24 protein-coding genes are annotated in these 25935 nt (G+C 48.0%); 7 read left to right on the top strand and 17 right to left on the bottom strand.

Translation table 11 applies throughout. The annotated features are described in order from the left end of the window. Positions 1-28: 28 nt before the first annotated feature. Entirely contained in the window at positions 29-328 is a 300-nt protein-coding gene (locus tag BCT27_RS23215) for a DUF6916 family protein (protein ID WP_017009957.1), read from the bottom strand. 749 nt (positions 329-1077) lie between these two features. Between BCT27_RS23215 and BCT27_RS23210 the strand changes: the two genes are divergently transcribed. Both BCT27_RS23210 and BCT27_RS23205 read left to right on the top strand, forming a co-directional pair. Continuing rightward, a complete protein-coding gene (locus BCT27_RS23210; protein ID WP_102396927.1) occupies positions 1078-1554 on the top strand; it encodes an RNA-binding S4 domain-containing protein in 477 nt (158 codons plus the stop codon). A gap of 595 nt (positions 1555-2149) precedes the next feature. After that, a complete protein-coding gene (locus tag BCT27_RS23205; protein ID WP_102317951.1) occupies positions 2150-3100 on the top strand; it encodes a TDT family transporter in 951 nt (316 codons plus the stop codon). Positions 3101-3218: 118 nt separating this feature from the next. Here the strand turns inward: BCT27_RS23205 and BCT27_RS23200 are convergent, their stop codons facing one another. Next, a complete protein-coding gene (locus BCT27_RS23200) occupies positions 3219-4118 on the bottom strand; it encodes a LysR family transcriptional regulator (RefSeq protein ID WP_102396926.1) in 900 nt (299 codons plus the stop codon). A 201-nt stretch (positions 4119-4319) separates the two neighbouring features. Here BCT27_RS23200 and BCT27_RS23195 point away from each other — a divergent pair, with 201 nt between their 5' ends. Next, positions 4320-4847: an NADPH-dependent FMN reductase gene (locus tag BCT27_RS23195; protein WP_102396925.1), complete on the top strand. Its 528-nt coding sequence runs from the start codon at positions 4320-4322 to the stop codon at positions 4845-4847. Positions 4848-4933: 86 nt separating this feature from the next. On the opposite strand, the gene ureG is transcribed toward BCT27_RS23195, so the two are convergent. The 13 genes from ureG to urtA all read right to left on the bottom strand — a co-directional run bounded on the left by ureG (position 4934) and on the right by urtA (position 16326). Continuing rightward, positions 4934-5554 carry an urease accessory protein UreG gene (gene ureG / locus BCT27_RS23190; protein WP_102317954.1) on the bottom strand — a complete coding sequence of 207 codons (621 nt, stop codon included), beginning with the start codon at positions 5552-5554 and terminating at the stop codon, positions 4934-4936. A gap of 33 nt (positions 5555-5587) precedes the next feature. Further along, positions 5588-6256 carry an urease accessory protein UreF gene (locus BCT27_RS23185; protein ID WP_102396924.1) on the bottom strand — a complete coding sequence of 223 codons (669 nt, stop codon included), beginning with the start codon at positions 6254-6256 and terminating at the stop codon, positions 5588-5590. Continuing rightward, positions 6222-6452 carry a hypothetical protein gene (locus BCT27_RS23180; protein WP_102397027.1) on the bottom strand — a complete coding sequence of 77 codons (231 nt, stop codon included), beginning with the start codon at positions 6450-6452 and terminating at the stop codon, positions 6222-6224. The genes BCT27_RS23185 and BCT27_RS23180 overlap by 35 nt, the downstream gene beginning before the upstream one ends. A 54-nt stretch (positions 6453-6506) precedes the next feature. Then, on the bottom strand, positions 6507-6974 hold the full coding sequence (ureE, locus tag BCT27_RS23175) for an urease accessory protein UreE (RefSeq protein WP_102396923.1): 468 nt from the start codon (positions 6972-6974) through the stop codon (positions 6507-6509). Positions 6975-6986: 12 nt separating this feature from the next. After that, positions 6987-8690: an urease subunit alpha gene (ureC, locus tag BCT27_RS23170; protein WP_102396922.1), complete on the bottom strand. Its 1704-nt coding sequence runs from the start codon at positions 8688-8690 to the stop codon at positions 6987-6989. 1 nt (position 8691) lies between these two features. Next, on the bottom strand, positions 8692-9090 hold the full coding sequence (locus BCT27_RS23165) for an urease subunit beta (RefSeq protein WP_102389839.1): 399 nt from the start codon (positions 9088-9090) through the stop codon (positions 8692-8694). A gap of 9 nt (positions 9091-9099) precedes the next feature. Then, the gene (gene ureA, locus BCT27_RS23160; RefSeq protein WP_017011572.1) at positions 9100-9402 is read right to left on the bottom strand and encodes an urease subunit gamma; all 303 of its coding nucleotides are present in this window, start codon (positions 9400-9402) and stop codon (positions 9100-9102) included. A 93-nt stretch (positions 9403-9495) separates the two neighbouring features. After that, positions 9496-10470, bottom strand: coding sequence for an urease accessory protein UreD (locus tag BCT27_RS23155; RefSeq protein WP_102396921.1), 975 nt, complete (start codon positions 10468-10470; stop codon positions 9496-9498). Between the two features lie 50 nt (positions 10471-10520). Further along, positions 10521-11216 carry an urea ABC transporter ATP-binding subunit UrtE gene (urtE, locus tag BCT27_RS23150; protein WP_102317960.1) on the bottom strand — a complete coding sequence of 232 codons (696 nt, stop codon included), beginning with the start codon at positions 11214-11216 and terminating at the stop codon, positions 10521-10523. A gap of 34 nt (positions 11217-11250) precedes the next feature. Beyond that, positions 11251-12147: an urea ABC transporter ATP-binding protein UrtD gene (gene urtD / locus BCT27_RS23145; protein ID WP_102396920.1), complete on the bottom strand. Its 897-nt coding sequence runs from the start codon at positions 12145-12147 to the stop codon at positions 11251-11253. Continuing rightward, positions 12144-13223: an urea ABC transporter permease subunit UrtC gene (gene urtC, locus BCT27_RS23140; RefSeq protein ID WP_102396919.1), complete on the bottom strand. Its 1080-nt coding sequence runs from the start codon at positions 13221-13223 to the stop codon at positions 12144-12146. Before urtC ends, urtD begins: the two co-directional genes overlap by 4 nt. 2 nt (positions 13224-13225) lie before the next feature. After that, a complete protein-coding gene (urtB, locus tag BCT27_RS23135; protein WP_102396918.1) occupies positions 13226-14896 on the bottom strand; it encodes an urea ABC transporter permease subunit UrtB in 1671 nt (556 codons plus the stop codon). Positions 14897-15036: 140 nt separating this feature from the next. Then, positions 15037-16326, bottom strand: a complete 1290-nt coding sequence (gene urtA, locus BCT27_RS23130; protein ID WP_102389833.1) for an urea ABC transporter substrate-binding protein — start codon at positions 16324-16326, stop codon at positions 15037-15039. A 319-nt stretch (positions 16327-16645) separates the two neighbouring features. On the opposite strand from urtA, the gene BCT27_RS23125 reads away from it, so the two are divergent. Continuing rightward, positions 16646-17095 (top strand): DUF4174 domain-containing protein, encoded by a 450-nt coding sequence (locus tag BCT27_RS23125; protein WP_102396917.1) that lies wholly within the window; start codon positions 16646-16648, stop codon positions 17093-17095. Between the two features lie 126 nt (positions 17096-17221). Further along, positions 17222-17764 carry a DinB family protein gene (locus tag BCT27_RS23120; RefSeq protein WP_102396916.1) on the top strand — a complete coding sequence of 181 codons (543 nt, stop codon included), beginning with the start codon at positions 17222-17224 and terminating at the stop codon, positions 17762-17764. Between the two features lie 128 nt (positions 17765-17892). Here BCT27_RS23120 and katG read toward each other — a convergent pair whose 3' ends face one another. Together katG and BCT27_RS23110 are read right to left on the bottom strand one after the other, a co-directional pair. Further along, positions 17893-20067: a catalase/peroxidase HPI gene (gene katG / locus BCT27_RS23115; RefSeq protein WP_102396915.1), complete on the bottom strand. Its 2175-nt coding sequence runs from the start codon at positions 20065-20067 to the stop codon at positions 17893-17895. A gap of 338 nt (positions 20068-20405) precedes the next feature. Further along, positions 20406-22502, bottom strand: coding sequence for a glycosyl hydrolase family 18 protein (locus BCT27_RS23110; protein ID WP_241908639.1), 2097 nt, complete (start codon positions 22500-22502; stop codon positions 20406-20408). A 1310-nt stretch (positions 22503-23812) separates the two neighbouring features. Between BCT27_RS23110 and BCT27_RS23105 the strand changes: the two genes are divergently transcribed. Next, the gene (locus tag BCT27_RS23105) at positions 23813-25462 is read left to right on the top strand and encodes a hypothetical protein (protein WP_133153394.1); all 1650 of its coding nucleotides are present in this window, start codon (positions 23813-23815) and stop codon (positions 25460-25462) included. Between the two features lie 29 nt (positions 25463-25491). Beyond that, positions 25492-25935, top strand: coding sequence for a hypothetical protein (locus BCT27_RS23100; protein WP_102396913.1), 444 nt, complete (start codon positions 25492-25494; stop codon positions 25933-25935).

Raw genomic sequence — 25935 nt, 5'->3', positions numbered from 1 at the left:
TGGGTGTAGCGACAAGGTAGCGAGGTGCTTATGCTTCCGTGTTCATCGTAATGGTGTAGTGATTGTTCTTTGCAGGGATCATGTACAAGATTTGCTGGCCCATGGAATGGTGAGAGATGAGATAGTTGCCTTGAGGAAACTCTGCATCCTCAGGACCAACGAGTACAATGGTGTAATGTTCGACGAGACGATCATCAATGGTGGTACCGTTCCCTTCCTCTTCGTTGACGGATTCAACAAGCACTTCGTACTCATTTTCTGCGCCATCGATCAGCTGGACAGATTGGCCCTCTAGTTTTGAAATATTCTCCCACGACAATACGTTCATCGACTATCTCCTGCGTCTTACTTTTTACGTCCACGCTCAACGAGCTGTATAGACTAAATTGTAGCCACTTTGTGCAGGATAATACGGATTTATAACGGTTTTTCTGACAGTTACCCCAATTTTTCGGGTTCAGTCTGAGATTCGGTAAAGAAGGTAAGTAAATGACGCTTGAAGGAAGGTATTACAACCAGAAACGCCGTAGCGACGTTTCTGGATTTGTTGCGACTAGCGCATTTTTAGTGGACGCGTGGTTTGTGGTCTATTTTGATGGTAGAACCACAGGCGTCTGCTTTTATTACTCATAAACACCTCTTTTTTTTATCAGGTTAAAATGCGCAATTTCGCGTTCACCTTGATGAATCACAAAACGACATTACATTCCTGAGTTGATAAACCTGCCTCCTAAAACACGGATGCCATTAGCTGGCTAACTTCCTCTTTTTTTGTAGAGGACCTCTTCTCCATGTGCTTTAAAGAAGCAGCACAAGCGACAGCGTTAATTAGATTGGTTTTTAATCAACTGTCACGTTATGACCATTTTTATTACATTAGGTTTCAACTTTCAAGTGATTCTCGCCGAATCTATGTTGTATAGATCACAGATAATATGCACCAACACACTTAATGGCTGAAATTTATACGATTTATTCAATTTCACCGTCTTTTGGCGAGCCCACACGCCACTATTCGTAGTGTCAAAATGCATGTTCAGTTACACTGCCTCGAAATAGTGATAGAGACATACAGACATGACACACGAAGAATTTGAAGTTGAAGCGATCGGCATCGAAGTAAGCTCTCAACCTGTCGAACTCTACAAAGTGCTTAAACTGGCCAATGTAGTCAGTGGCGGCGGCGAAGCAAAACATGCTATCGCTGAAGGCTACGTGATTGTGAATGGCGAACTAGAAACGCGTAAACGTTGCAAGATTTATGACGGCGATGTGATTGCTTTTAATGAAGAGTTCTACGTGCTGCTGTGTGATAGCCCACCAGCACCCACGGAGCCGCGTTTAGCGCGTGAGAATAAGCAAAGCCACGAAGCAGCGCCTCAACCTGCACCGGCCCCTGTTGCTAAAAAACAAAAACAACCAAAGAAAAACGGATTAAGTGCAACAGCAGCGAATAGCAAAGGCAAAAGCCAACAAAGCGAAAAGCCTGTAAAAGAATCAGATACCGACACCCACTCTCGTTCCACATCTGGTCGACGTTCTATTTCTTTCTGATGTTCTATTTCTTTCCAAAGAAAAAAGCCACCTCAGCGGGTGGCTTTTTGATTATTCTACATTGATTAAAAGAAATACTGTGAAATTGCTTTACGTCGATATTTCGTGCCCTGCATTGCTCATTTCGTTGAGCATCGTTACCTCGCGAGTTTAATAATCACGGGTTGTTAGAAAGCAAGGTCTTATCTCTATCTGTGGCGTATTCCTACGCTAATGTAACGCTCCAAATTGTTTTGCAACCCAAATCCACATCGGCTTTCTGTTGCCCGATGATGTGTAGCGTTGTCGCTCAGTCCTCTATTCGTCATAAGGTTCTCTTTGGGTGCATCTTGAGTATAGGCCGCCCTTTTACCCCTTCCACATCTCATTTCTATGAATGTGACCTAGTTTCCGTAAACAACAATTTGTTAACATCATCACATAATGTCGGCAGGGATTATGCTTTGCGTTCGTTGCATATTGTGGGTTTTACGCATCGCTCTTGTGTCTTCATCACACATACGGTTTAAAATCATTAATTAAGGTCGGATCGACATTCTTAATTGTTCATAACCGCACGTATAATGGCCGCTCGAAACACAGCATTAAAATAGTCATGGATACTGAACTTTCCGTTTTTCGCTCCCCTTTTCGATTTGTGCCAACCGCACAGTCTTCTCTCGCGATGGCATTTTTTGGCCTCGGCGTCGCATGGACGCTTTATCATCCTCCGACAGGGGAACTCACACGCCCGCTCTTATCGGTCATTGGCATTTTCTTAATCGCGCCTGTGTGGCTGAAATACGCCTTCGAACCTAAACGCTTTTTACAAGATCTTCGGGATCCTCTCTATGGCAGTCTCATGGCACCGATGACCATGTCATTGCTATTGATGGCCGATTTCCTTGCGGAATTTGATACCAAAGCCGCAGCCATGATTTGGTATCCCGCCATGACGATGCACGTCTTTATGGCTTGTTACTTCTTCTTTCACCAGTTCAAATCGTTTGAGAAGTGCAATATCTACCCAAGCTGGTTTTTATACCCTGTCGGCTTAATTAGCAGCACGCTGGCCGCCCCGAAGCTAGGGTTTACCGATGAATCGGCCTTGCTGGCGCACGTTTGTATTGGTGCATACTTCTTCATGCTGCCCTTTGTGCTTTACCGTCTGTGCTTTTTAGAAAGCTTGCCGAAAAACAGTCGTCCAGTACTCGCCATTATGGCTGCCCCCGTTAACCTTGCCCTCACTGCCTACTTGGTTAACTTGCCGAACCCTGATCCTGTTTTAGCCGGCGCACTTGCCGGTGTAGGGATCATGATGACGCTCTTTGTCTACCTGTGTTATTTCGACTTATTGAAAGAACCTTTTCAGCCGACGATCGCGGCACTGACCTTCCCTTCAGTGATCAGCGCCGTTGCAATGGAACGACTCACATTATGGCTTGAGAAAGATCATGCGCACTGGGCTTGGCTCGAACGGCTAGGATTAGCAGAGCTAACCGTTGCAACTCTGCTTGTCGCCTGGGTTAGCGTGGGTTACATACGACATTACGGTTTCGGCAAATAGCAAAAAGCGTTTAGCCATTAGAAAGCAAAAAAGCCCCTTCTTGGGGCTTTTTCTATTGATGTGTCCCGTCCTAAACAAGGAGCCGGCGCTAAGCGCTATACGACAAGGACCATTGGATCTATTCCTCGTCCATGGCGTCAATAAGAAAATCGATGAAACAGCGTACCTTCGAAGACATATGTTTACGACTCGGATAAACAATAAACACATCAATATTGGTTCGCGGAAAATCGGTGAACAATTCCACGAGCTCGCCAGAATCAATCTCACCATTCAAGTTGAACAGCGGCATACGCGTTATGCCTTCGCCAGAAAGGCACAACAAAAGCTCTAACTGCGAACTGTTACTCGCGACAAAGCTTTCAAGTTCCACATCAATCGCACTGCCATCATGATCTTTATAACGCCATGTGTTGTAAGACGGGATGTTGCTATAGCTGATAACTTTATGATTAACGAGCTCTTTAGGATGCGTCGGTATTCCATGCTTTTCGAGATAAGCCGGTGAAGCAATGGTGACCGCGTGTGACGAGTGAATTTTACGGCTAATCAAGCTTGAATCATCGAGTGCCTGTGAAGCGCGCACCGCGATATCAAACCCCTCCGCCGCCAAGTCAACTTTTCGATCATTGAGTTCAATGTTTAGTGTAATGTCAGGGTATGCATCGGCAAAGCCCCGCAAAAGAGGCGCTAAGCGCGTCAAACCAAAACTGGTTGGACAGCTTATTTTCAGGTTTCCCTTCGGCGTGACCTGACGTCCCAGCATGGCGTTTTCGAGCTCTTCTGCATCCTGAACAATCTGACGACACTGCTCGTAATACAACTCACCTTCCGGCGTTAGACTCAATGAACGTGTTGTTCGGTGCAACAAACGTACGCCTAAACGTTCTTCTAGCTTGTTGATTTCCTTACTGATGTAGGATGTTGAATGGCCAGTACGATCAGCCGCTTTGGTAAAGCTACCAACCTTCATGACCTCTCGAAATATCACCATTCCATCAAGCAATTGTGTGTTCATTTTTATCGCCTCACGCTCTCTCAGTGAGAGATCATAGTTAATTACATGTCATATGGAAACAATCCTTCTTCAAAAACATCATTAATCTTCATATGGCGCAGAGTTATAGTGAGCTCAAGACATAAGACGTCAACCAAACTCACAGGCTTATGACCTGACGCCACTCGGCGAGAAAAACACGAATTCTTAGAGGAAAACACAATGAAAGTACTAGCATTTGGCGCAACCAGCAGCTCTCAATCAATCAACAAACAATTGGCGGTTTATGCAGCAAACCTTGTTGAAGGTGCGGAAGTAGAAACGCTCGATTTGAACGATTTTGAAATGCCGATTTACAGCTCAGACCGCGAAGCAGAATTGGGTCAACCAGAACAAGCGAAAGCATTCTTTGCAAAAATCGGCGACGCGGATGCCATCATCATCTCTTTTGCTGAGCACAATGGTTCTTACACGGCAGCGTATAAAAACGTGTTCGACTGGACATCACGCATCGACATGAAAGTGTTCCAAGGCAAGCCTGTGGTATTCCTTGCAACATCACCAGGCCCTGGCGGTGCAAGCTCTGTGCTTCAAGGCGCTGTCGGTTCTGCACCTTATTTTGCCGCAGATGTTAAAGGGTCGCTTTCTGTGCCAAGTTTCTACGATAACTTCGACATGGAAACGCAAACGCTGCGCAATGAAGAACTAAAAGCACAGCTTCAAGATGCAGTAAATACACTGGCGAAATAAGCACGCGTTGCAAGGGTCTGTTCACCTCAAAAATCACCACTAAAGGTCAACAAACCCTCGCTAAGAAATCAATTAAACGCGGGTATTTAGCCCGCTTTCTTTAGCATCCCTGCTGTTTCGATAAAATCGATGATCTCGCTTAAACCTTGTTTCTCTTTTAAGTTGGTAAACACGTACGGTTTGTCTTTACGCATCCGTTTCGTGTCAGCTTCCATCACGTTAAGATCTGCGCCAACATAAGGGGCTAGATCGATTTTATTGATAACCAAGAGATCTGAACGCGTAATACCTGGACCACCTTTCCGCGGGATCTTCTCCCCTTCCGCCACATCAATTACATAGATAGTGAGGTCAGCGAGTTCTGGGCTAAACGTTGCACTCAAGTTGTCGCCACCACTTTCAACAAACACCACATCCAGATCTTTATGATGGCGCGCCAAGCTGTCCACGGCTTCCAGGTTCATAGAGGCATCTTCCCTGATAGCCGTGTGCGGACACCCGCCTGTTTCAACACCCACAATCCGGTCAGCATCTAAAGCTTGTGCTTCCGTCAAAATTCGTTGATCTTCGCGGGTATAAATATCATTCGTGACCACGGCAATGCTGTATGTGGTTCGAATGGCTTTACACAATACTTCAAGCAATGCGGTCTTCCCTGACCCAACCGGACCACCCACACCGACTCGTAAAGGTTGTTTGTAGCTCATCTTCGTTCTCCTTGTCGCCTTAACCTAAGTGCGCTAAGACCGAAATAATCGTGAATATTGTGTTTCATGCTGGCTAGACGCGATGGCTTGCGCAGGCGAAAAACCACCGACTTGATCATCCATCACATCATGTGATGCAGCCACCACATCATCGAGCACCGGCGTCATCGTCAACAGCACTTCTTGCCCTGCTTTTTGCCCTAGAGGGATAAGCTTTACACCTGCCATCACGGTATTTTCTAGCCAACTCCAGATATAGCCCTCACACAGGGTTTCTTCTTCAATGCCCCAACGAACGCCTGCAAGTGCAAAGCCCGCAATTTGGCTTTTTTGCGCAATGCTCGCCCAAACGTCTCCCTCATCCACCACTTTGAGTTGCTTGAGCAAGGTCAACATGGTTCTGCCGCGTTGGGTTTCTTCTTTCCTAAACTCCGCAGTTTCACGACTGGCATATAACCATTGGCACCAGTACTCCGCCGCTTCAACATCGTGTGATTCAAATGCACGATATAAACGACGCAACACAGGCAGTTCGAGGTATTGCATCGAATCAAACGCCAAGCTATTAAGCCAATCCGTTAAATCGGATTGGCTCCCTACCCAGCCACACTCAATCGCCCACTCAAGCCCTTGGGAGTAACTGAATGCACCGACAGGCAGAGACGGGCTAATGAGTTGAAACAGGCGATACTGTGCAGTCATCAGCAGAGGTCTCTTTTTCACTGTTTTTGCCCGCACAAGCGTTTGTCGTGACAACGCCGCCAGCATGATCATGCGTGACCGTATTAACAATAGAATCGCCGCTGGCTGACTCTTTATGAGGGTGTGCCGATGCTGGCAGCGCAATTAAACCAATAAACACTGCGCATACTGCAGCAAGTTGTGTTGTCTTTTTCATGCTTACGTTTCCTTGTTCATTATTTCTTTTTGCGAATGCTTTCTCTTGGTTCATTCAGTGATGATGGTGATGCCCAGAGGAATGACCGCCATATGCCCCTGCTTCTGGTTCAAACGGCGCCATTTCGACGACCACCTCTCCCCCCAACAAGCCCACCATTTCGTCGAGCACATGATCGTGTTGATAACGTACCCAGCCGTCACCGACTTGAAGCGGCACATGCCGGTTTCCAAGGTGATAACTCAATCTTGCTAACAGAAGCGGAGAATCGGCTTTCGCCGTTGACACTTTCTCTTCTGCTGCCACCACGCGGACATGTTCGCCCTCTGTGGAGACCAACACATCGCCATCGCGAAGCGTGATACCACGAGGAAGAAATAGCCCCGCATCTCGCCCATCGTCTAAAGCCACCTTGATGCGACTTTTGATTCGCGCATCAATGCCCAAACTAACCGTGCCAGTAACAGGAGATGCGTGGTTTTTGTCATGTTCAACGCTAATTCGCTGAGTGAATTCAATCATTCTCCCCTCCACTTAAAATAAGAAATAACGCTGCGCCATCGGCAACACATCTGCGGGTTCACACACTAACAATTGACCATCGGCGCGCACTTCATAGGTTTGTGGGTCAACTTCGATATTGGGCTGCCAATCATTGAGTTTCATGTCTTTTTTCCGAATGGTCCGACAGCCTTTTACTGCGCTAATACCGCTTTGTAGATCCAACATGTCATGCACGCCGTTCTCAATGGAAGATTGCGACATAAAGAGCAGTGAACTCGTCGCTGGGCCACGGCCATAGCTGCCAAACATCGGGCGATAATGCACAGGCTGAGGTGTAGGAATGGAGCCGTTCGGGTCACCCATCGGAGCGGTAACGATTAACCCGCCTTTGATGACCAAAGATGGCTTCACACCGAAGAACGCAGGTTTCCAAAGCACCAAGTCTGCAAGTTTCCCTGCTTCAATCGACCCGATTTCATGCGCCATACCGTGAGTGATGGCGGGGTTGATGGTGTATTTCGCGACATAACGCTTAATGCGTTGGTTATCGCTATGGCTTGGGTCGCCTTCTAGTGCGCCAAACTGCACCTTCATTTTGTGCGCGGTTTGCCAGGTTCGGATCACCACTTCCCCCACACGCCCCATGGCTTGCGAGTCAGAAGAAATCATCGAGAAGGCACCAAGATCGTGAAGAAGATCCTCGGCTGCGATGGTTTCACGGCGAATACGAGATTCCGCGAAGGCGATGTCTTCTGCAATGGCCGGTGACAAGTGGTGGCAGACCATCAGCATGTCTAAGTGTTCGTCAACCGTGTTGACCGTGTAGGGTCGGGTCGGGTTGGTTGAAGAGGGTAAGACATTTGGCAAACCCGCCGCTTTGATGATGTCTGGCGCATGACCACCGCCCGCCCCTTCTGTGTGGTAGGTATGAATAACACGATCACCGATCGCCGCTAAGGTTTCTTCTACAAAGCCACACTCGTTCAGGGTGTCCGTGTGAATCGCGACTTGTACATCAGTGGCCTCCGCGACGGACATGCAGTTGTCGATGGCTGCGGGTGTCGACCCCCAATCTTCGTGGAGTTTTAACCCACACGCGCCCGCGGCGACTTGTTCTTCAAGCGATTCAGGCAAACTGGCGTTGCCCTTCCCAAGCAAACCAAAGTTCATTGGGAATGCATCCAACGATTGCAGCATACGGTGAATGTTCCATGGTCCTGGTGTGCAGGTTGTCGCATTCGTGCCCGTGGCTGGGCCTGTGCCACCGCCAACCATGGTCGTGACGCCTGACGTGAGTGCTTCGTCTATCTGTTGCGGGCAAATATAATGAATATGGGTATCAATACCGCCAGCAGTGAGAATTTGACCTTCACCCGCGATCACCTCGGTACCCGGGCCAATCACAATGTCGATGCCATCTTGAATATCAGGGTTACCGGCTTTGCCAATGGCTTCGATACGCCCTGCTTTCACAGCGACATCGGCTTTTACAATGCCCCAATAATCCAGCACCACCACATTGGTGATCACCAAATCCGGCGTTTCCGCACTTGGGCGCTGGCTTTGTCCCATCCCATCACGGATGGTTTTACCGCCGCCAAACTTCACTTCATCACCATAGATGGTGAAGTCTTTTTCCACCTCCAACCAAAGCTCGGTATCCGCTAGACGTAAACAATCACCCGTTGTCGGGCCAAACATTTCGGCATATGCCTGACGTGAAATCTTCGCCATGTTAATCGTCCTTATCGTCGGTTGGGTTGCTATTCACCGCGCTGGATGTGCCATTCGCACCATCCAGAGCACCCATCACGCGACCTTGAAAGCCATACACAGTGCGTGTGCCGGCATACGCGACCAACTCAACAGTTCGGCTTTGACCTGGCTCAAAACGCACCGCGGTGCCGGATGCAATGTTTAAACGAAACCCTTTGGCGGACGCTCGGTCGAACATCAATGCATCGTTCACTTCATAAAAGTGATAGTGCGAACCAACCTGTATGGGGCGATCGCCTGTGTTTGCCACGTCTACCATCACCGTGGCGCGACCCGCGTTAAGTTCAATTTCGCCGTCTTTTGCACGCAGTTCACCGGGCACAAAGCCATGAACTGCGGTTTGAGAACCGTGTGACATATCAACACCTCACACTATGGGATCGTGAACGGTCACCAATTTGGTGCCATCAGGAAAAGTCACTTCAACTTGCACGTCGTGGATCATGCTCGGCACACCGTCCATCACATCATCCACCGTGAGGATCGTGCGTCCAAAATCCATCAATTCTGCAACGGTGCGACCGTCTCTCGCGCCCTCCATAATGGCGGCACTGATCAGGGCGACGGCTTCAGGGTAATTGAGCTTTAACCCTCGATCTTTTCGCCGCTCTGCCAGCAATGCCGCCGTAAAGAGCATGAGTTTGTCTTTTTCTCGTGGGGTTAGCTCCATCGTGCTCTCCTCGTTGTGTTGGTGATGCTTTCTGTTCTTCTCGCTGTTCTTGCTGATCTTGCTTGGCTTTTCTGTGGCTAGCTTCGCTCGTTTTTAGGTACGCCAAATACGCGGAATAGCCGGTGTTATACCCGTCCATTCATGCCGCACTTTTTGCCAAATGCGCGTGTACACCTCAAACAAGGCTTCGGTTTTTTCGCCTAGCCCACGCACGATCAGTAATCCATCGCAGTCGGTGAAACCGAAAACGATGCTTGGATCTTTTTGCTGGACGTTTTCGCGTTCGCTTTCCCACCATTCGACCAATTGCTCGCAAAGAGATTGTTCGCACAGGGATTGTTCGGTTTCGTCCGATGTCCTTTTTTGGCGATGGCCGTCGTACATGATGAGGGTGCTGCAAACAGGGTGATCACGCAGAGATGATGCGGAGAAACGTTGCGTTTCTGGGTTGACGCGAAGGCGCTCACAGAGGATCAAGGTGTCATCAATGAACACTCTTGTGAGGCCATTCAGATCGCCGTTTCCGAAAGGGGTTTCCGTTGCGGGTTGTCCCAGCGTCCAAATATCCCAGCCAATAAACTGGCTCGTAGTACTTAGACGAAAATCGGTTTGTGTGGTCAAAATCGCCCCTGGGAAGGCAATGTTTTCTAACGGCACCCACTCTAATCGTGCATGTTCGCCCACAGTAAAGTGCTGCTCTAGGTTGGCGACGCGTCCATCAGAACGATAAAAACGCGTGGCACCCGGCGTTGTCAGTAACACTTCAGCCCCCGCAGAAACACACACGTTTACGTCGAGCGAATCACCACCAACAACGCCCCCCGGCGGGTGCAATAAATGGCTATGGCAAACGCCGCCTTCTGGGTACAAAGCACGTTGAATCGCCAATGGCCCACGGTGCGAGCTGTGTCGAAGCACGGTTTTGTCTCGGCTGACTTCATAGCCAAGCACCAGTTCCGCTTCCCACCCTCTCGCGGGAACAGACGCCGCAGGCAAAGAAGTGACGGACGAGGTCGCCTCGTTGCTTTCTTCTCCAGCCATGTCGTTGCACAGGGTTATTTGTGTCATGCCGTTTCTATCATCCGTTCGTCCACCTGTTTGTCCTCGGTTATCCGCGTCTATACCGTCAAATAACGACGGATCAAATCGTCTGACAACGCATCCATTTCGCCACTTGCGACATTCTTGCCGCGATCAACCAAACAAAAATGGTCGCCAACCTTGCGGGCAAAAGGCAGTTTCTGCTCCACCAACAACACGGTTAATCCCATGTCGCGATTCAGGCGTGTAATGATGTCGCCAATTTCTTGCACAATGTTGGGCTGTATCCCTTCCGTCGGCTCATCCAGAAGCAATAAGCTAGGGTCGATGACCAAGGCGCGCGCAATGGCGAGCTGCTGCTGTTGACCACCTGACAAATCGCCGCCAAATCGGCGCTTCATGTCAGCAAGCACAGGAAAAAGCTCGTAGATAAACGCAGGGATTTTCCTGTCATGTTTTGGGCGAATAGGCAGTCCAATACGTAGGTTTTCTTCCACGGTTAACATGGGAAAAATCTGACGCCCTTGCGGCACATACCCAACACCGTCTCTCGGTCGCATCTCAGCGCGGGTTTTCGCAATGTCTTTGCCATCAACCACAATTTGCCCATCATCAATCGACAACAGCCCCATAATGCTTTCCATCAAGGTGGTTTTGCCGACGCCGTTTCGCCCCATCACCACCGTGCATTTGCCCTTTGGCGCAGTGAGGGATAAATCCCACAATGTTTGGCTGTCGCCGTAACGTTGATTCACGCCAATCACTTCCAGCATGTCTTTTCCTTATGATCTTTCGTCCATCAGTGGACTATTGCCCGAGGTACACTTCTCTCACACGCGCATCATCTTGAATCGCTTGCATTGAACCTTCCGCAAGCACATGCCCTTGGTGCAGCACCGTCACGGTTGATGCAATGCTTCTGACAAAATCCATGTCGTGTTCGACCACCATCACGGAATGTGAGCCGGCAAGAGAAAGCAGCAATTCCGCGGTGCGGTCCATTTCTTGGTGCGTCATCCCTGCCACGGGTTCATCCACCAGCAACAACGTCGGCTTTTGCATCAGTAACATGCCAATCTCTAGCCATTGCTTTTGCCCATGAGAGAGTTTTCCAGCGATCATTTTCGACAGCGTTTTTAAGCCTATTAGCTCTAACACTTGTTCGATGTCGCATTTTTGCTCACCGGATAACACGGCTCGAAACATTTGCCACGTACCCTTGTTTCCCGCCATGGCAAGCTCGAGGTTTTCCCAGATGGTGAGTGCTTCAAACACGGTAGGTTTTTGGAATTTTCGGCCAATACCTGCATTGGCAATGTCGGCTTCATCCATCTTGAGCAAATCGAGTCTCTGCCCTAGCCACACTTCCCCTACATCAGGACGCGTTTTCCCCGTGATAATGTCCATCATGGTGGTTTTCCCCGCGCCATTTGGGCCGATGATGCAGCGAAGCTCGCCCTTCTTGATGTAGAGGTTTAAATCGTTAATGGCTTTGAAGCCGTCAAACGATTTCGAGACACCTTCGACGTAGAGCAGCATGTCGTTTTTGATGTCGACCTTGGGGTTGTAAGGCGGTTTGAGGAAGTTGAAAACCTGATCGCGGCGCGTCAGATCTTTAAGAAATGCAGACCCGCTTTCTGTCGCATCCGAGAGGTTTTCTCGCTGCTGAGCAACGCTTTGCTGCACTACGGTGTTTGCATTCATTGGCTCGTCTCCTGTTTGGTCCAAAGCCCAGTGACACCTTTTGGTAAATACAAGGTGGCAGCCACGAAGAGCGCCCCCAATGCAAATAACCAAACCTCTGGGAATTCAACGGTGAACCAGCTTTTTGCATAGTTAACGATCACTGCACCGATGACAGCGCCATAAAGCGTGGCCCGCCCGCCAAGGGCGACCCAAACCACGATTTCAATGGACAAAAGTGGAGCGAATTCGCCAGGGTTGATGATCCCGACTTGTGGCACGTACAGCGCCCCCGCTATTCCTGCAATTGCGGCGGAAACAACAAACAACCAAAGCTTGCTGTTCTCTACAGCAAATCCGACGAAGCGTGCACGAGACTCTGCATCTCTCACTGCGATCGCCAATGCTCCAAGTCGGCTGCTGACAATGGCACGGCACAGCAAATAGGTAATGATCAGTCCAAGGGCTGTCGCCATAAACAAGCCGACGCGCGTGGTATCGCTTTGCAAGCTAAAACCAAGGAGGTCTTTAAAATCGGTCAGGCCGTTGTTACCACCAAACCCCATTTCGTTGCGGAAAAACGCCAGCATTAAGGCGAACGTCATCGCTTGGGTCATGATGGACAAGTACACACCTGACACCCGCGAACGAAACGCGAGCCAGCCGAACACAAACGCGAGTACACCCGGTACGACAACCGCCATCACGCAGGCAAACCAGAACTGGTCAAAACCATGCCAAAACCACGGCAATTCCGTCCAGTTCAGAAACACCATGAAATCCGGCAGAAACGGGTCGCCATATACACCACGGTCTCCCACTTGGCGCATCAAATACATCCCCATGGCGTAACCCCCAAGTGCAAAGAAAGCGCCATGCCCAAGACTCAATATCCCGAGATAGCCCCATACCAAATCGACGGAAAGCGCGAGAATGGCGTAGCAAAGGTATTTACCAAGCAAGGAGACGGTGTAGGTTTCTAGGTGGAACGGACTGTCCGCAGGTACCCATAGGTTCAAGACAGGCACGAGCACAATGCTTAGCCCCAATAAGGCAATCAATGTGGTGCTTGGCTTATCAAATAATCGACGATCCATGATTAGCCCTCCGCCATACGGCCACGTTGAGGAAAGAGTCCTTTCGGGCGTTTTTGAATAAACAGAATTATGAAGACGAGCACGAGAATTTTGGACAAGACCGCCCCCGCCCAAGGCTCAAGAATTTTGTTGAACACACCAAGGCTTAATCCCGCTGCCAACGTGCCCCACAAATTGCCCACGCCGCCAAACACCACCACCATGAAGGAATCAATGATGTAGGCTTGCCCCATGTTCGGGCCCACATTGGTGAGTTGTGAAAGCGCCACGCCCGCAATGCCTGCAACACCAGCGCCAAGGCCAAACGTCGCCATGTCTACCCACTCAGAACGCACCCCCATTGCGCGCGCCATAGGACGGTTTTGAGAAACAGCGCGCACCTGCAAACCCAACGGGGTTTTACGCAGAACAAACAAGAGCGCGAAGAAAACCATAAGGCAGAAGATGATGATGTAAGCGCGACTTGCCGTAAGTTGCAGCATCGGCGTCACGTCAATCATGCCAGACATGAATTCAGGCGTGCTGACGGAGCGGTTAAGCGGAGAGAAAATGGAGCGTACGGCTTGTTGCAAGATCAAACTGATGCCGAATGTCGCGAGCAAGGTTTCAAGTGGTCTGCCGTACAAGTGACGTATCACGGTACGTTCAATCAAAATCCCGACCAAGCCTGACACCACAAACGCACAAGGAATAGATAAAAGTAACGATATTCCTGTGTAGGCAGGCATGAGTTGCTGCAACACATACGTGGTGTATGCCCCAATCATGATCAGCTCACCGTGCGCCATGTTGATCACGCCCATGACACCAAACGTAATAGCAAGACCAATGCCCGCAAGTACCAACACCGACCCTAAGCTCAATCCAAAATACAGCGTTTGCGCGACGTTAACGACACGCTGCTTTTCTTCATAACGGGCTAGCGCACGTGTTATCGCTTCACCCAATTCACTGTCTTTTGGTTTGAGGTTATTGGCGCTTTGTAACGCTTCAAATGCCTCAGGTAACCCTGACTCTTCTAACGTTGATACCGCCTGTATTTTTTCGTTCGTTTTTGATGATTTATCGGCCAGTGTTGAGACGGCTAACGCCACAATTAGCGTGTTTTTTGTGACGGCGTCACTTTCACTTTCAATGAGTGTAGGCAGGCGTTCTGCCAACGCGGAATCAATTCCCCCGAGGAGACGTTTAGCCCCGTCGCGCTTGGCATCTAGGTCTTCGCCCTGCAATGACAAGGTGGCCAATTGCGTGCGTATTTCAGAGCGCATTTTGTTGTTGAGCGATACGGCGCGATAGTCTCTTTTCTTCATGACTTCTTGTTCGCGACCATCTGACAATGCGGCAAGTTGGCTGCCTTTTTTCAACGGTGTTTGACCGAGAAACCACAGCGATTTATCGCTTTTTTTATAGACGATTTTCTTGTTTAACAGCCCTTCTAATATCTGTTGCTTTTGCGCAAGTTCACTGTTGGCAACAAGCCCGACAGCACTGTATTTCTCTGAAAATTTCTTGCTGGTAAGCAGTGGCGAAATGTCCTCAAGGGTCACGACTGAAGAATGGGATATGTCAGCATTCGCAGAAACACTTTTTACAAACAGCAGTGCCGTTATCAGACACAAAAAACAGAATGCCGTGACGAGAGGGAGAGGTTTTATTGAAGCGAAAAACTGCATTTTTCAATCCTTTGAAAAGCCCTGCTGTCACGGCTACAAAAATGCAGAGACGATCCGCACAGCAGGAAAACACAACATGGTTTAGCAACAGACACGCACGATTACTGCGCGCGCCCATCGCTATACGTTGGAATGAAAAATTATTCGCTCACGCCAGAACATTGGCCGGTTGTTACATTGAAGCTGCCGCAAGACATGGGCTTCAACCAGCTTGCAAAAAGATCTTTCGAACCTGATAGGAAATCAGACCAAGCATCTCCCGCAACCACATCCGGTGTTTCAAATACCGTGACGAATTGACCATCATCTTGGATCTCGCCAATCAATACAGGCTTCGTAATGTGGTGGTTAGGCATCATGGTCGCATAGCCGCCAGTAAGATTTGGCACGGTGACGCCAATGATGGCATCTTGAACAACGTCAGAATCTGTCGTTCCCGCTTTCTCGACTGCTTTCGCCCACATGTTAAAGCCTAAATACGTGGCTTCCATTGGGTCATTGGTGACGCGCTCATCATCTTTAATGTACGCATGCCATTTCTCCACAAATGCATCGTTCTCGTCGGTTTCCACGCTCATGAAGTAGTTCCATGCCGCCAAATGGCCCACAAGGGATGACGTATCCATACCCGAAAGTTCTTCTTCACCCACGGAGAAGGCAACAACCGGAATGTCTTCCGCTTCCATGCCTTGCGCGGCAAGCTCTTTGTAGAACGGCACATTGGCATCGCCATTAATGGTGGAAACAACCGCAGTTTTCTTGCCTTGCGCACCAAACTGCTTGATGTCAGCCACGATGGACTGCCAGTCAGAATGTCCGAATGGGGTGTAATTGATCATGATGTCTTCTTTCGCGACACCTTGATCGATCAAATACGCTTCGAGAATTTTGTTGGTGGTACGTGGGTAGACGTAATCTGTCCCTGCCAACACCCAGCGTTGAATGCCCAATTCATCTTTTAAGTAATCGACGGCAGGAATTGCTTGTTGGTTTGGTGCAGCGCCAGTGTAGAAGACGTTTTTCGAGGATTCTTCGCCTTCATACTGAACAGGGTAAAACAGCAGACTATTTAGCTCTTCAAACACAGGGAGAACGGATTTTCGGGACACTGAAGTCCAGCACCCAAACACCACATCGACTTTCTCTTTTTCGACCAACTCGCGGGCTTTTTCTGCAAACAACGGCCAGTTCGATGCAGGATCAACAACCACAGCTTCGAGCTTTTTGCCCAAGAGACCGCCCTGTTTGTTTTGCTCTTCCACCATCATGAGCACGGTGTCTTTCAACGTGGTTTCGCTTATCGCCATGGTGCCAGACAGAGAATGCAGTACACCGACTTTGATGGTGTCTTCCTCTGCGACCGCGTTGAAAGCCAGCCCCATCATTGCCGCGGTGCCTAACCATTTTCGTGCAAGTGATTTTCCTTTCATTGCTAACGCTCCGTTTTATTTAACTGACAACCATGTCAGCAAAACACTTGCCAAAAGCGCGACACACATCAAAATTTATTTCTATCCAAATGAATTAATTACATTAATTAAACGGCACGACGTGTCTTTTCATGTGGAAGCAAGATCGCTTGATGCATTTCCTTGGTGCAATGCACAGACAGTTCGCACCAATTTAGCGTTACCAAAAGTACATCCTAGAAACACAGCAAGCCGTAGGGCATTTCGCAAAGCAGAGCGTGCGGAATGAATCCACTCAGGCTAGGCTTTCGTAATGGTGAGTGTTACAGGAGGCAATGCTATGCGCTTACTACTCACGATATGTCTTGTGCTGTTTGCAGGGTTTGGAGCCGTTCCAAACGCATCAGCGTATCCCGAATATGGGTTCATCAAATCACACCGCACCTTGTTGTTTTTCGCGCCGAGTAAAGACGAGAAGGTGGAAGCTTTTGAACGCCAAATGTTGATTCACGGCTGCCAAATGGATGACCGTGATCTGCATCCGTTAATTCTGAACATTCAAGATCTCGCTGATTCGCGAGGTATTTTTACGCCCGAAGAAATTCTAGAAATGTACGACAAATACCGCGTCGCTAACGAAGAACATATCGTCGTATTGATAGGAAAAGATGGCACTGAGAAATTCCGCTGGCAGCAGAATGTGAACATAGAAGAGTTGGTGAAGGTGATAGATGAGATGCCAATGCGACGCAGAGAAATGACCCGTCAGATAAGCCGTTGTAGCGCATAGCTAACCATTACACTCGAGTTTGCGACCTTCGCTAACAAACTATCTCTACCCTTTGAAATGTGGCCGTAAAGCCATTACCGTCGAGAATATCCCCAAACAACTATCTACAAACAACGACGGTAGCACATGGAATTGCAATCAAACTTCAGGATGATGGCACGGTACAATCAGCGCATTAACCAACAACTGCTAGCAGTGTGTGGCACGTTGACGTGCGAGCAACTCACTGAAGATACTCACTCTTTTTTTCCGAGCATTCTCGATTACTGGAACCACATTTTGTTCGGCGATTTGATCATGCTGCAGCGACTCGCCGCTTGTCATGTTGCTGGGCTGAGTGCATCAACACTCGAAGGCTTACCCGTTTCCAAAGGCATTCACGATACCTTCGCTACCCACCTCGACACACTCATTCCTCTGCGGCAACGCGTTGATCGCATTATTCTGGAGATGGCAGAAAACCTGACTGATGACGTCACTTCCCAGCCATTTCATTACACCAATACCGAAGGCGTGAAGTTAACCAAATTGGTCGGAGAATACTGCCAACATTTATTTAACCATCAAACGCACCATCGTGGACAATTAACCTGCTTACTCAGCCAGCGAGGGCTGGATTATGGTTGTATGGATTTGCCTATGGTCGTCCCAGACGGCGGTGCCGTCTAACACCCTTCGAGAGAACATCATCACATCGAAACCATACTGGTGAAAACGAAAAAACCGCTGAACGAATCAGCGGTTTTTGTTTTGTCTCTCCTCTGAATGAGAGCAGGAAGCTGCTCTCAATAAAGGATTTATTTTTTAAGATCGAAGCGATCCAGCTCCATCACTTTCACCCATGCTGCAACAAAGTCGCTCAGGAATTTGCCCTTGGCATCTTCTGTCGCGTATACCTCTGCAAGCGCACGAAGTTGCGAGTTAGAACCAAACACGAGATCAGCGCGTGTGCCTGTCCAACGCAGTGCACCGGTTGCACGGTCACGCCCTTCAAACACATCATCACCATCAACAGGCTTCCATTCCACGCCCATGTCCAACAAGTTAACGAAGAAATCGTTGGTCAGTGCTTCAGGGGTTTCGGTGAACACACCATGACAATGGCCGCCCGCATTGGTGTTAAGCACACGCAGACCACCCACTAACACGGTCAATTCTGGTGCAGTTAGCGTCAGCAACTGCGCACGGTCGATAAGCAGTGCTTCAGCAGACACCGTGTATTTTGCTTTCTGATAGTTACGGAAACCGTCCGCTTCTGGCTCCAACACAGAGAATGAATTCACATCCGTCTGATCTTGGCTCGCATCAGTACGACCTGGCGTAAATGGCACAGAGATATTTTGACCGGCTTGTTTTGCTGCTTTTTCAACACCCACACCACCCGCAAGAACAATCACATCAGCCAGCGATACGCCTTTGTTGCCAAATTGCGCGTTATTGAAATCACGTTGAACGCCTTCAAGCTTGTTCAATACATTGGCAAGTTGCGCAGGTTGGTTCACATCCCAATCTTTCTGAGGAGCCAGTGCGATACGTGCGCCATTTGCACCACCACGTTTATCTGAGCCACGGAACGTTGAGGCAGATGCCCAAGCGGTAGACACCAATTCAGACACGGTAAGTCCTGTCGCATCGATGCTCGCTTTCAGCGTGCCAATGTCTGCATCATCAAGTGCGGCGGAGTTGTTTGCAGGGACAGGATCTTGCCAAATCAATACTTCACTTGGGATATCAGACCCTAGGTAGCGTGAATGCGGCCCTAAATCACGGTGCGTCAGTTTGAACCAAGCACGAGCAAAGGCATCCGCAAACGCTTCTGGGTTTTGGTGGAAGTGGCGAGAAATCTTCTCATACGCTGGATCGAAGCGAAGTGAAAGGTCCGTCGTCAGCATGGTTGGAAGCTGGTACTTGCCCGCTTCAAATGCATCTGGAATGTCAGCTTTTGCATCTTTCGCTACCCATTGATGTGCACCTGCCGGGCTCTTCGTCAGTTCCCATTCATAACCGAACAGGTTGTCGAAGAAGTAGTTAGTCCACTGTGTAGGCGCTTGTGTCCATGTCACTTCAAGGCCACTGGTAATGGCATCACCCGCTTTGCCTGAACCATGCGTGCTCGCCCAACCCAAACCTTGAAGTTCAATTGACGCTTCTTCTGGTGCCGCACCAACATGTGCCGCATCACCCGCTCCGTGGGTTTTACCGAAAGTGTGCCCACCCGCAATCAGGGCGACAGTTTCTTCATCATCCATTGCCATACGCGCAAAGGTTTCACGAATATCAATGGCTGCCGCAACCGGGTCAGGGTTGCCGTTTGGCCCCTCAGGGTTAACGTAAATCAAGCCCATTTGCACCGCGGCTAGTGGATCTTCAAGCTCGCGATCGCCTTTATAGCGCTCGTCGTCTAGCCAGGTTTTTTCAGTACCCCAGTAAACGTCTTCTTCTGGTGCCCAGATGTCTTCACGACCACCTGCAAAACCAAAGGTTTTGAATCCCATCGATTCAAGTGCGACATTCCCCGTAAGGATCAACAAGTCTGCCCACGAGATTTTCTGACCGTACTTTTGCTTGATCGGCCAAAGCAAACGACGTGCTTTGTCTAAGTTACCATTGTCTGGCCAGCTGTTTACAGGCGCGAAGCGTTGGTTACCTGTGCCCGCACCACCACGACCATCAGAGGTACGATACGTACCCGCACTGTGCCACGACATACGAACAAATAGCGGGCCGTAATGACCAAAATCTGCAGGCCACCACTCTTGAGAATCTGTCATGAGATCGTGAAGATCTTTCTTCACGGCATCTAAATCTAAGCTTGCAAATGCTTCACGATAATTAAAATTCGCTCCCAGTGGATTCGACTCGGGAGTGTGTTGATGCAAAATATCGATACGAAGCTGATTTGGCCACCAATCGCGGTTTGTTGTACCGCCACCCGCTACGGGGTGAAAAGGACATTTGCTCACATCAGACATGGTTTACCTCCAAGGTTTTTATTATGTCGCATCTTGTCGACTGCTTTAGGTATAGTCCTTTGAAGAGAAGCAAGCCAATAGGTAATTCCTACATCTCTAATAGGTAATACCGATGCATGACCAACCAAACATTTACTCGTTAATTATTAGACACTTAATCACCATCAAGATGTCTCATCTCAGTGACACTTATGTCATCAATTTGTAAGTAATTTGGCATTCACGCCCGCCTTATCAAACAAGGTTCGGTAAGCAAGTTGCATGAAAAAAGCCCTGCAATGCAGGGCTTCGTTTTAAGGTATTTTTTTAGCGATGGTTATTGATGCTAACCAACAGGTTTACATTAACTGCCAAGGGCCATTTGCGGTTCCTGGCGTGTCCCCGTTTGTCCACCATTTGGCTTTGTAGGTTTCACCTTGGAAGGTTACCTGATCGCCACCGTTGTAGACTTTGTCAGAGCGCCAATCTTTCAGTGAACCATCGTCAAACTCTGCCCACACTGACGCTTTGCCCGGCTCTTCACCTTTGGTCCACCATTTCGCAGTGAACTCAACGCCGTTATGAATGACTTTGTCACCGGTGTTGTAGACCTTGTTAGCATCCCAAGTGCTGTCTGTTGGGCCAGTGTCACCTTTCACGTTAACAATCACTGTCGCAGAGTCTGCGTCTGATCCATCAGTCACCGTCACGACAACCGAAATCACACTGTCCTTATCAGACGCTGGCGCTGTTACGGTCACAACCGCAGAGTTACCGTTTTGAGTAACCGCACCTTCACTTGCAGTAAAGGTCAATGCATCGCCTTCCGCGTCAGACGCTGAAAACGAAATATCGACAGACTCGCCCGCGTTAACAGAAACAGAGGCAGGAACAGTCAGTACTGGTGGTGTGTTTTCCACAACGCCCGAGCCTTTCACATTCACGGTCACGCTTGCAACGTCAGATTTTTTACCATCAGTGACTGTCACAGTGATGGTATCAGTAAGGTCTGTAGCGGTGTTCGGTGCTTTGTATGTGACGGTCGCAGTGCCATCACCATTATCGAGCACATCCGCGCCTGTTGCTGAGAACGACAACGCATCGCCGTCTGCATCTTTCGCTGATACTGCAAAGCTAATCACTTGACCTGAATCTGCCGCCTGCGCACCCGGAACTGAGATAACCGGTGCTTCATTTGGCAGCACGTTTGCACTGAACACATCATCAATTTGTTGTGCTAATGGTGACTTCAGGTTGGTACATTCTTTCAGTTTAGAACCGTGATTGATAAAGGTGCCTTCACACTGAATATCACCATGCACCTGCCAAACGATAATGCCGCCAAGGTCGTTATTCACGACGTATTCCGCTTTCTTACGAATGGCCTCTTCATCGTCATAGCTCAAGAAGTACTTTCCTTTCACCGCATAAGGCACTTCTGCATTGGCATCCCAGAAATGTTCCCAGCCGTTTTGCTTGATGATGTAGTTGTAGTTTGGTTGGCCTTCGAACGCTTTCCAGTTATCTAAATCCACAGAAGATTCAGTTGGGCCATCGACAGAGAAGTTCACTGTGCGCTTGTCAGTTGGCGCGCCCAAGTAAGCCGTTGTTTCTTTCGTTTGAACACCACGGCCGTAGAAAGCAGCGCCGAAGTTAATCTTGTTCGATGGAATACCACGTGCTTGCATCCACACGCGCAAGTCATCCAGGGTTAATCCGTCAAACTCTTCTTCTGGGTATGGGTAAAGTGGCGAGTTATGACCCGTGACATTCGACCAACCACCGTTAAGGTCGTAGGTCATCATGTTGAAGTAATCCATCGAGTTCGACAGACGGTTCCAATCGTAGCCTTCAAGCGCCGCTGGCACAGCTTTAAACGCTGCCGTAAGCAGTTTGTCATCCCCAATACGTGCACGAATATCGTCCATCAACTGTTCAAAGTTAACGTAGTCAACGTCCGTACCCGTGAAGTTCATGCCGCCAGAACCTGGGAATTCCCAGTCAATATCGATGCCGTGGAAACCCAATGCCATCAAACGATCAACGTCTTTCAGAAAGCGTTCTTTCATCGCAGGGTTTGACGCCATTTCTGGGAAGTGCTTAGACATACTCCAGCCACCAATAGACGCCATCACTTTCACGCCTTTTTGGTTCGCTAAATCGATCAAGCCCGGTGCGCCACCTTCTTTTTTCAAAGGAATAGGCATTTGGCCAGTCACACCTGACGGCGCGTGCTTCCAACCACGTCCGTCTTTCACAAAACCTTGCGCCTGAACTTTCGCTAACTGCTCAGCCTGCCAAGGTTCGTTTCCTGGGTACTCGTGAACATATTCCAGCTCACCCCACAAAATGTGGAAATCCCAGCTTGAGTAAACATCGGGATGCAAAAGTGGGCCGGGTTCTTGAACGGATCCATCTTGGTAGATGTTTTTGTTACGAAGGTCGCCACTGTGCAGAGAGCCATCTTTCGCAACACCGAAAACCCGCTTACAAAGTTACACCTTGAAAGGGCTATCACTCACCCAATGAAATCCACCAGCAAGTAAGAGGTTTGTTGTTTGATTCGATTGTAAGACAGCAGGAAAACCAACCTAGAATGCTAGTGTGTCAGTGGATTGCATCAGTTGAGCGATTACATGAAAAGAAAATCATCCCTGAGAGACGATCTGAGACGATTTAGGGATTAAGTAAGGTGATTTATCGTCGTTAGGTGCTAAAACGTCACTGTGAGCTAACGAAACCGTTTGCTGATAGCCTTCTGACCCTTATTTTTACTGAGTTTCACTGACCCAATTAAAAAGACTGCTTTTGCTTTAAGTTGTGGCACTGAATGAAAATGAATTCTCACACTGGATAGCAAGAAACATGCACTAGGGTTTACGTGAGGTCATTTGAGTGAAGTGTCTAAACTGCGATGCTGAACCAATCCTAAAAAGTTGATGGTTGTTGGTGTTGTTTGTTGTTGTCAGGGGAAAGTATACGTAACTCATGACCTCCAACCCTCAAGGGTAAACATGTGCTGATTCATCACGGCACTAAAGTGCCTATTCATCTAGCACCCTTGACCGTTGAACGTCATCGAGTTTTAAAATCATACCCCTGACAAGCAACTAAACTTTCAAAAGTTAACATTGAATAGGTATTGCTGTTTTCTATGTCGCTATCTGAAAGGTAACCCCTCAACAATCCAACCACTCAAACCACCAGCACAATGATGACCTCACCCCTTTAGAAAATACCAATACGTAAGCCTGTAAACTTTGGCCGATTTACGTGCTGGAAGCACGTCCTACAAACATCATCACTAACAAAAGTTATAGTGCTTTAAGTTTTAAGTGCTGGTGGTTGTTCATTGCTATGACTCAAACCCCTTTGTTTAGGCTGTCATGTCCTTTTTTTATCACCCTCAAAACATGCAGAATTTCTATTGTTTTTCATGCACTTAAAATTTTGGACATATAGGCTAATAAGAATGGATACATGTACTTTTTTCTATGCCCCTTAAAAACGACCTTCACTAATCGCTATAAGAATTCTCTTAGCAAATGGTGAGGGTGATCTTTACCTCTTAAAAACGACCCTCACAAATAGCTATATAGATATCTCTTAGCAAACACTGAGGGTGATTTAAAAACAACCAACTATGACGGATCGTCATAAACTCACAATCGGTACATTAGTTGTAAAGTGAGGGCTTTATTGCTTAAAAACCCTCATGTAAGATCACAGCCCTTAATCCCTACATTTTTAAAGGTTAATTTTAACCGTGCAGAAAAAACCAATAGTCACAGCAATTACAGCAGCACTAGGGACGGGTAAAACCTTTGAAACGTTAAAGCTGATCGGGAAAATTCATAAGCACCCCGATTGCAAAGGTGTTACCTATTGGGCATCACTTACAAACGAGTTGAGTGCTAAAAGCCTAGAAAGGTTTAATCATATGCACCCAACCGTTAAAGCTGTTCGTATTGATGGTGAGACGATTAAGGGTGATGATTTTGAAAGTGACCGTATACAAGACGAGTTAACCCGAGTTCACAAGCAAACTGTTTTAGGTGAGTTTAACGGTGTGGTTTTCCTTTCACATGCATCACTGTTACAGACTAACAAACATATACTGAATTTTGGTCGTGTGGTGGTCGATGAAATTCCATCTAGTGCCGTCCAACTTCTGACCCTGACCCAAACCGAACAAACCTACAAACACCTATTTCAATATGTCCAGTTTGAACCATGTCCAAAGAATCCCAAGTTTCAAAAGGTACGACTGAAAGACGATGAAGAAACCCAAGCCGATGCGATCAAACTTGTTGAGAATTCTGTAACTGGGATTAAAGCAAAGGGGAAACGTAGACGTGACAACACCTTTTCAAAGGAGTTCATTCAGCTACTTAAGTACATGTTAGACGGCTTTGAAATCATCTATTACACAACCGTAGCCGATCCAGATAGTGAATCAGCAGGGCAAATTCTGCACGTGTTTCAGGCCATTGTTTACCACCCAGCAAAGCACCTAATCGAAAGCACCAAAGATCTGATTATTCTTGGCTCAAACATTAAAGATTCGATGTTTGGGCTAGTTGCTGAAACGGTCATTGGTGCTGAAATATTCGAAACTAACGTGATATACGGTAAAGAGTTAACTCGTCACCACATGCACACAAACGTTAGAATTGTGCCGTACCTTACTAAACGTAACTTTTCCAAAACCCTCAAAAACAGCATGGTAAATACCTCACTCGTTGACCGTGAGACGGAATACAAAACCGTTGTTGAGGATATACAGGATTTTGCACATCAGGTACTAGGCCGTGACTACCTGCTGTTTAAAAACGAGGATGATAAAGAGTATTACAACTACGAAAGCCTTAACGTTGTGGTTCGTGGTTTGCACTCACATGGGATTAATGGCTATGAGCACATCACTAAAGCTGCCTTTGTTGGATCTGCTAATCCTGCACCTGACGAGTTAAAACTATTGGGTGTTGCTTCTCATGAGTTGGGTATAGGCTCAAAAACCATGAGTAAAGCCGTGTTAACTGAACGCTATCTAGATCCATGCTTTCAAGACATTGGACGTACAGCAATCAGAAACCATGATGAACTAGAAACACCATGCACTTTTGTAGTGCCTGACATGAGAGCGGCACTTTACCTAAAAGAAAGAATTCCGAACGCTGTAATCGACACCTCACTAGGCTATGAACGGATCAAGCAAACCTCACCCGAGGTACAAGCAAAACGCGACCTAGCAGCAGAAGCTAAAAAGCAGGTGTTGATCTCTTTCCTTTTGGACAAACGAGCAAAGGTCGGAAACCTTAAACAGCTATGTGAAAAACATGGGATTTCAAAATCCAGTTACGAGCGTTACAGAAAGGATTTTAAACATGATCCAGTGGTTAAACCGCTTCTGTAATCCACCAGCAAATGACGAGAATTGAACCAATGAAAACCCGTAAAACCCTAACACTAGTTACAGCCTTGCTTGTTGGTTCGTCGCTGCAAGCACATGCTTTTGAATGGGGTGATCGTTCAAGTGTTCACGGTGACATTGCAAAGGTGTTTGAGGGTAAAACTACAACCGTCATCTATGACAACATGAAAAAGGAATACGGTAAAAACTCGGGTATTTCCTTAACCGTGTTCATGAACAAAGACGAGTGTGTTTCCACCGTGAACCAACTTGAACAACTGGCATATTCAAAGGCTAGTGACGTTTCAACAAGAAAGGATTATGAGCACGGTGAAACCAGCTACATGATGTATATCAATTACGGTGAATTCAGCACAGAGAAACACCGTGTTAGCTTTAACTGTAAATACCAATACAACACATCCAACGGTGAATACCTTGGAAACCGATCCTACATGACAATTTCAGAAGGTTAA

It is taken from the genome of Enterovibrio norvegicus, from assembly GCF_002876705.1.
GTDB classification, from domain to species: Bacteria; Pseudomonadota; Gammaproteobacteria; order Enterobacterales; family Vibrionaceae; genus Enterovibrio; species Enterovibrio norvegicus_B.
Note: the sequence above shows the minus strand (reverse complement) of the source record. Positions and strands in the feature narration are given on the sequence as shown.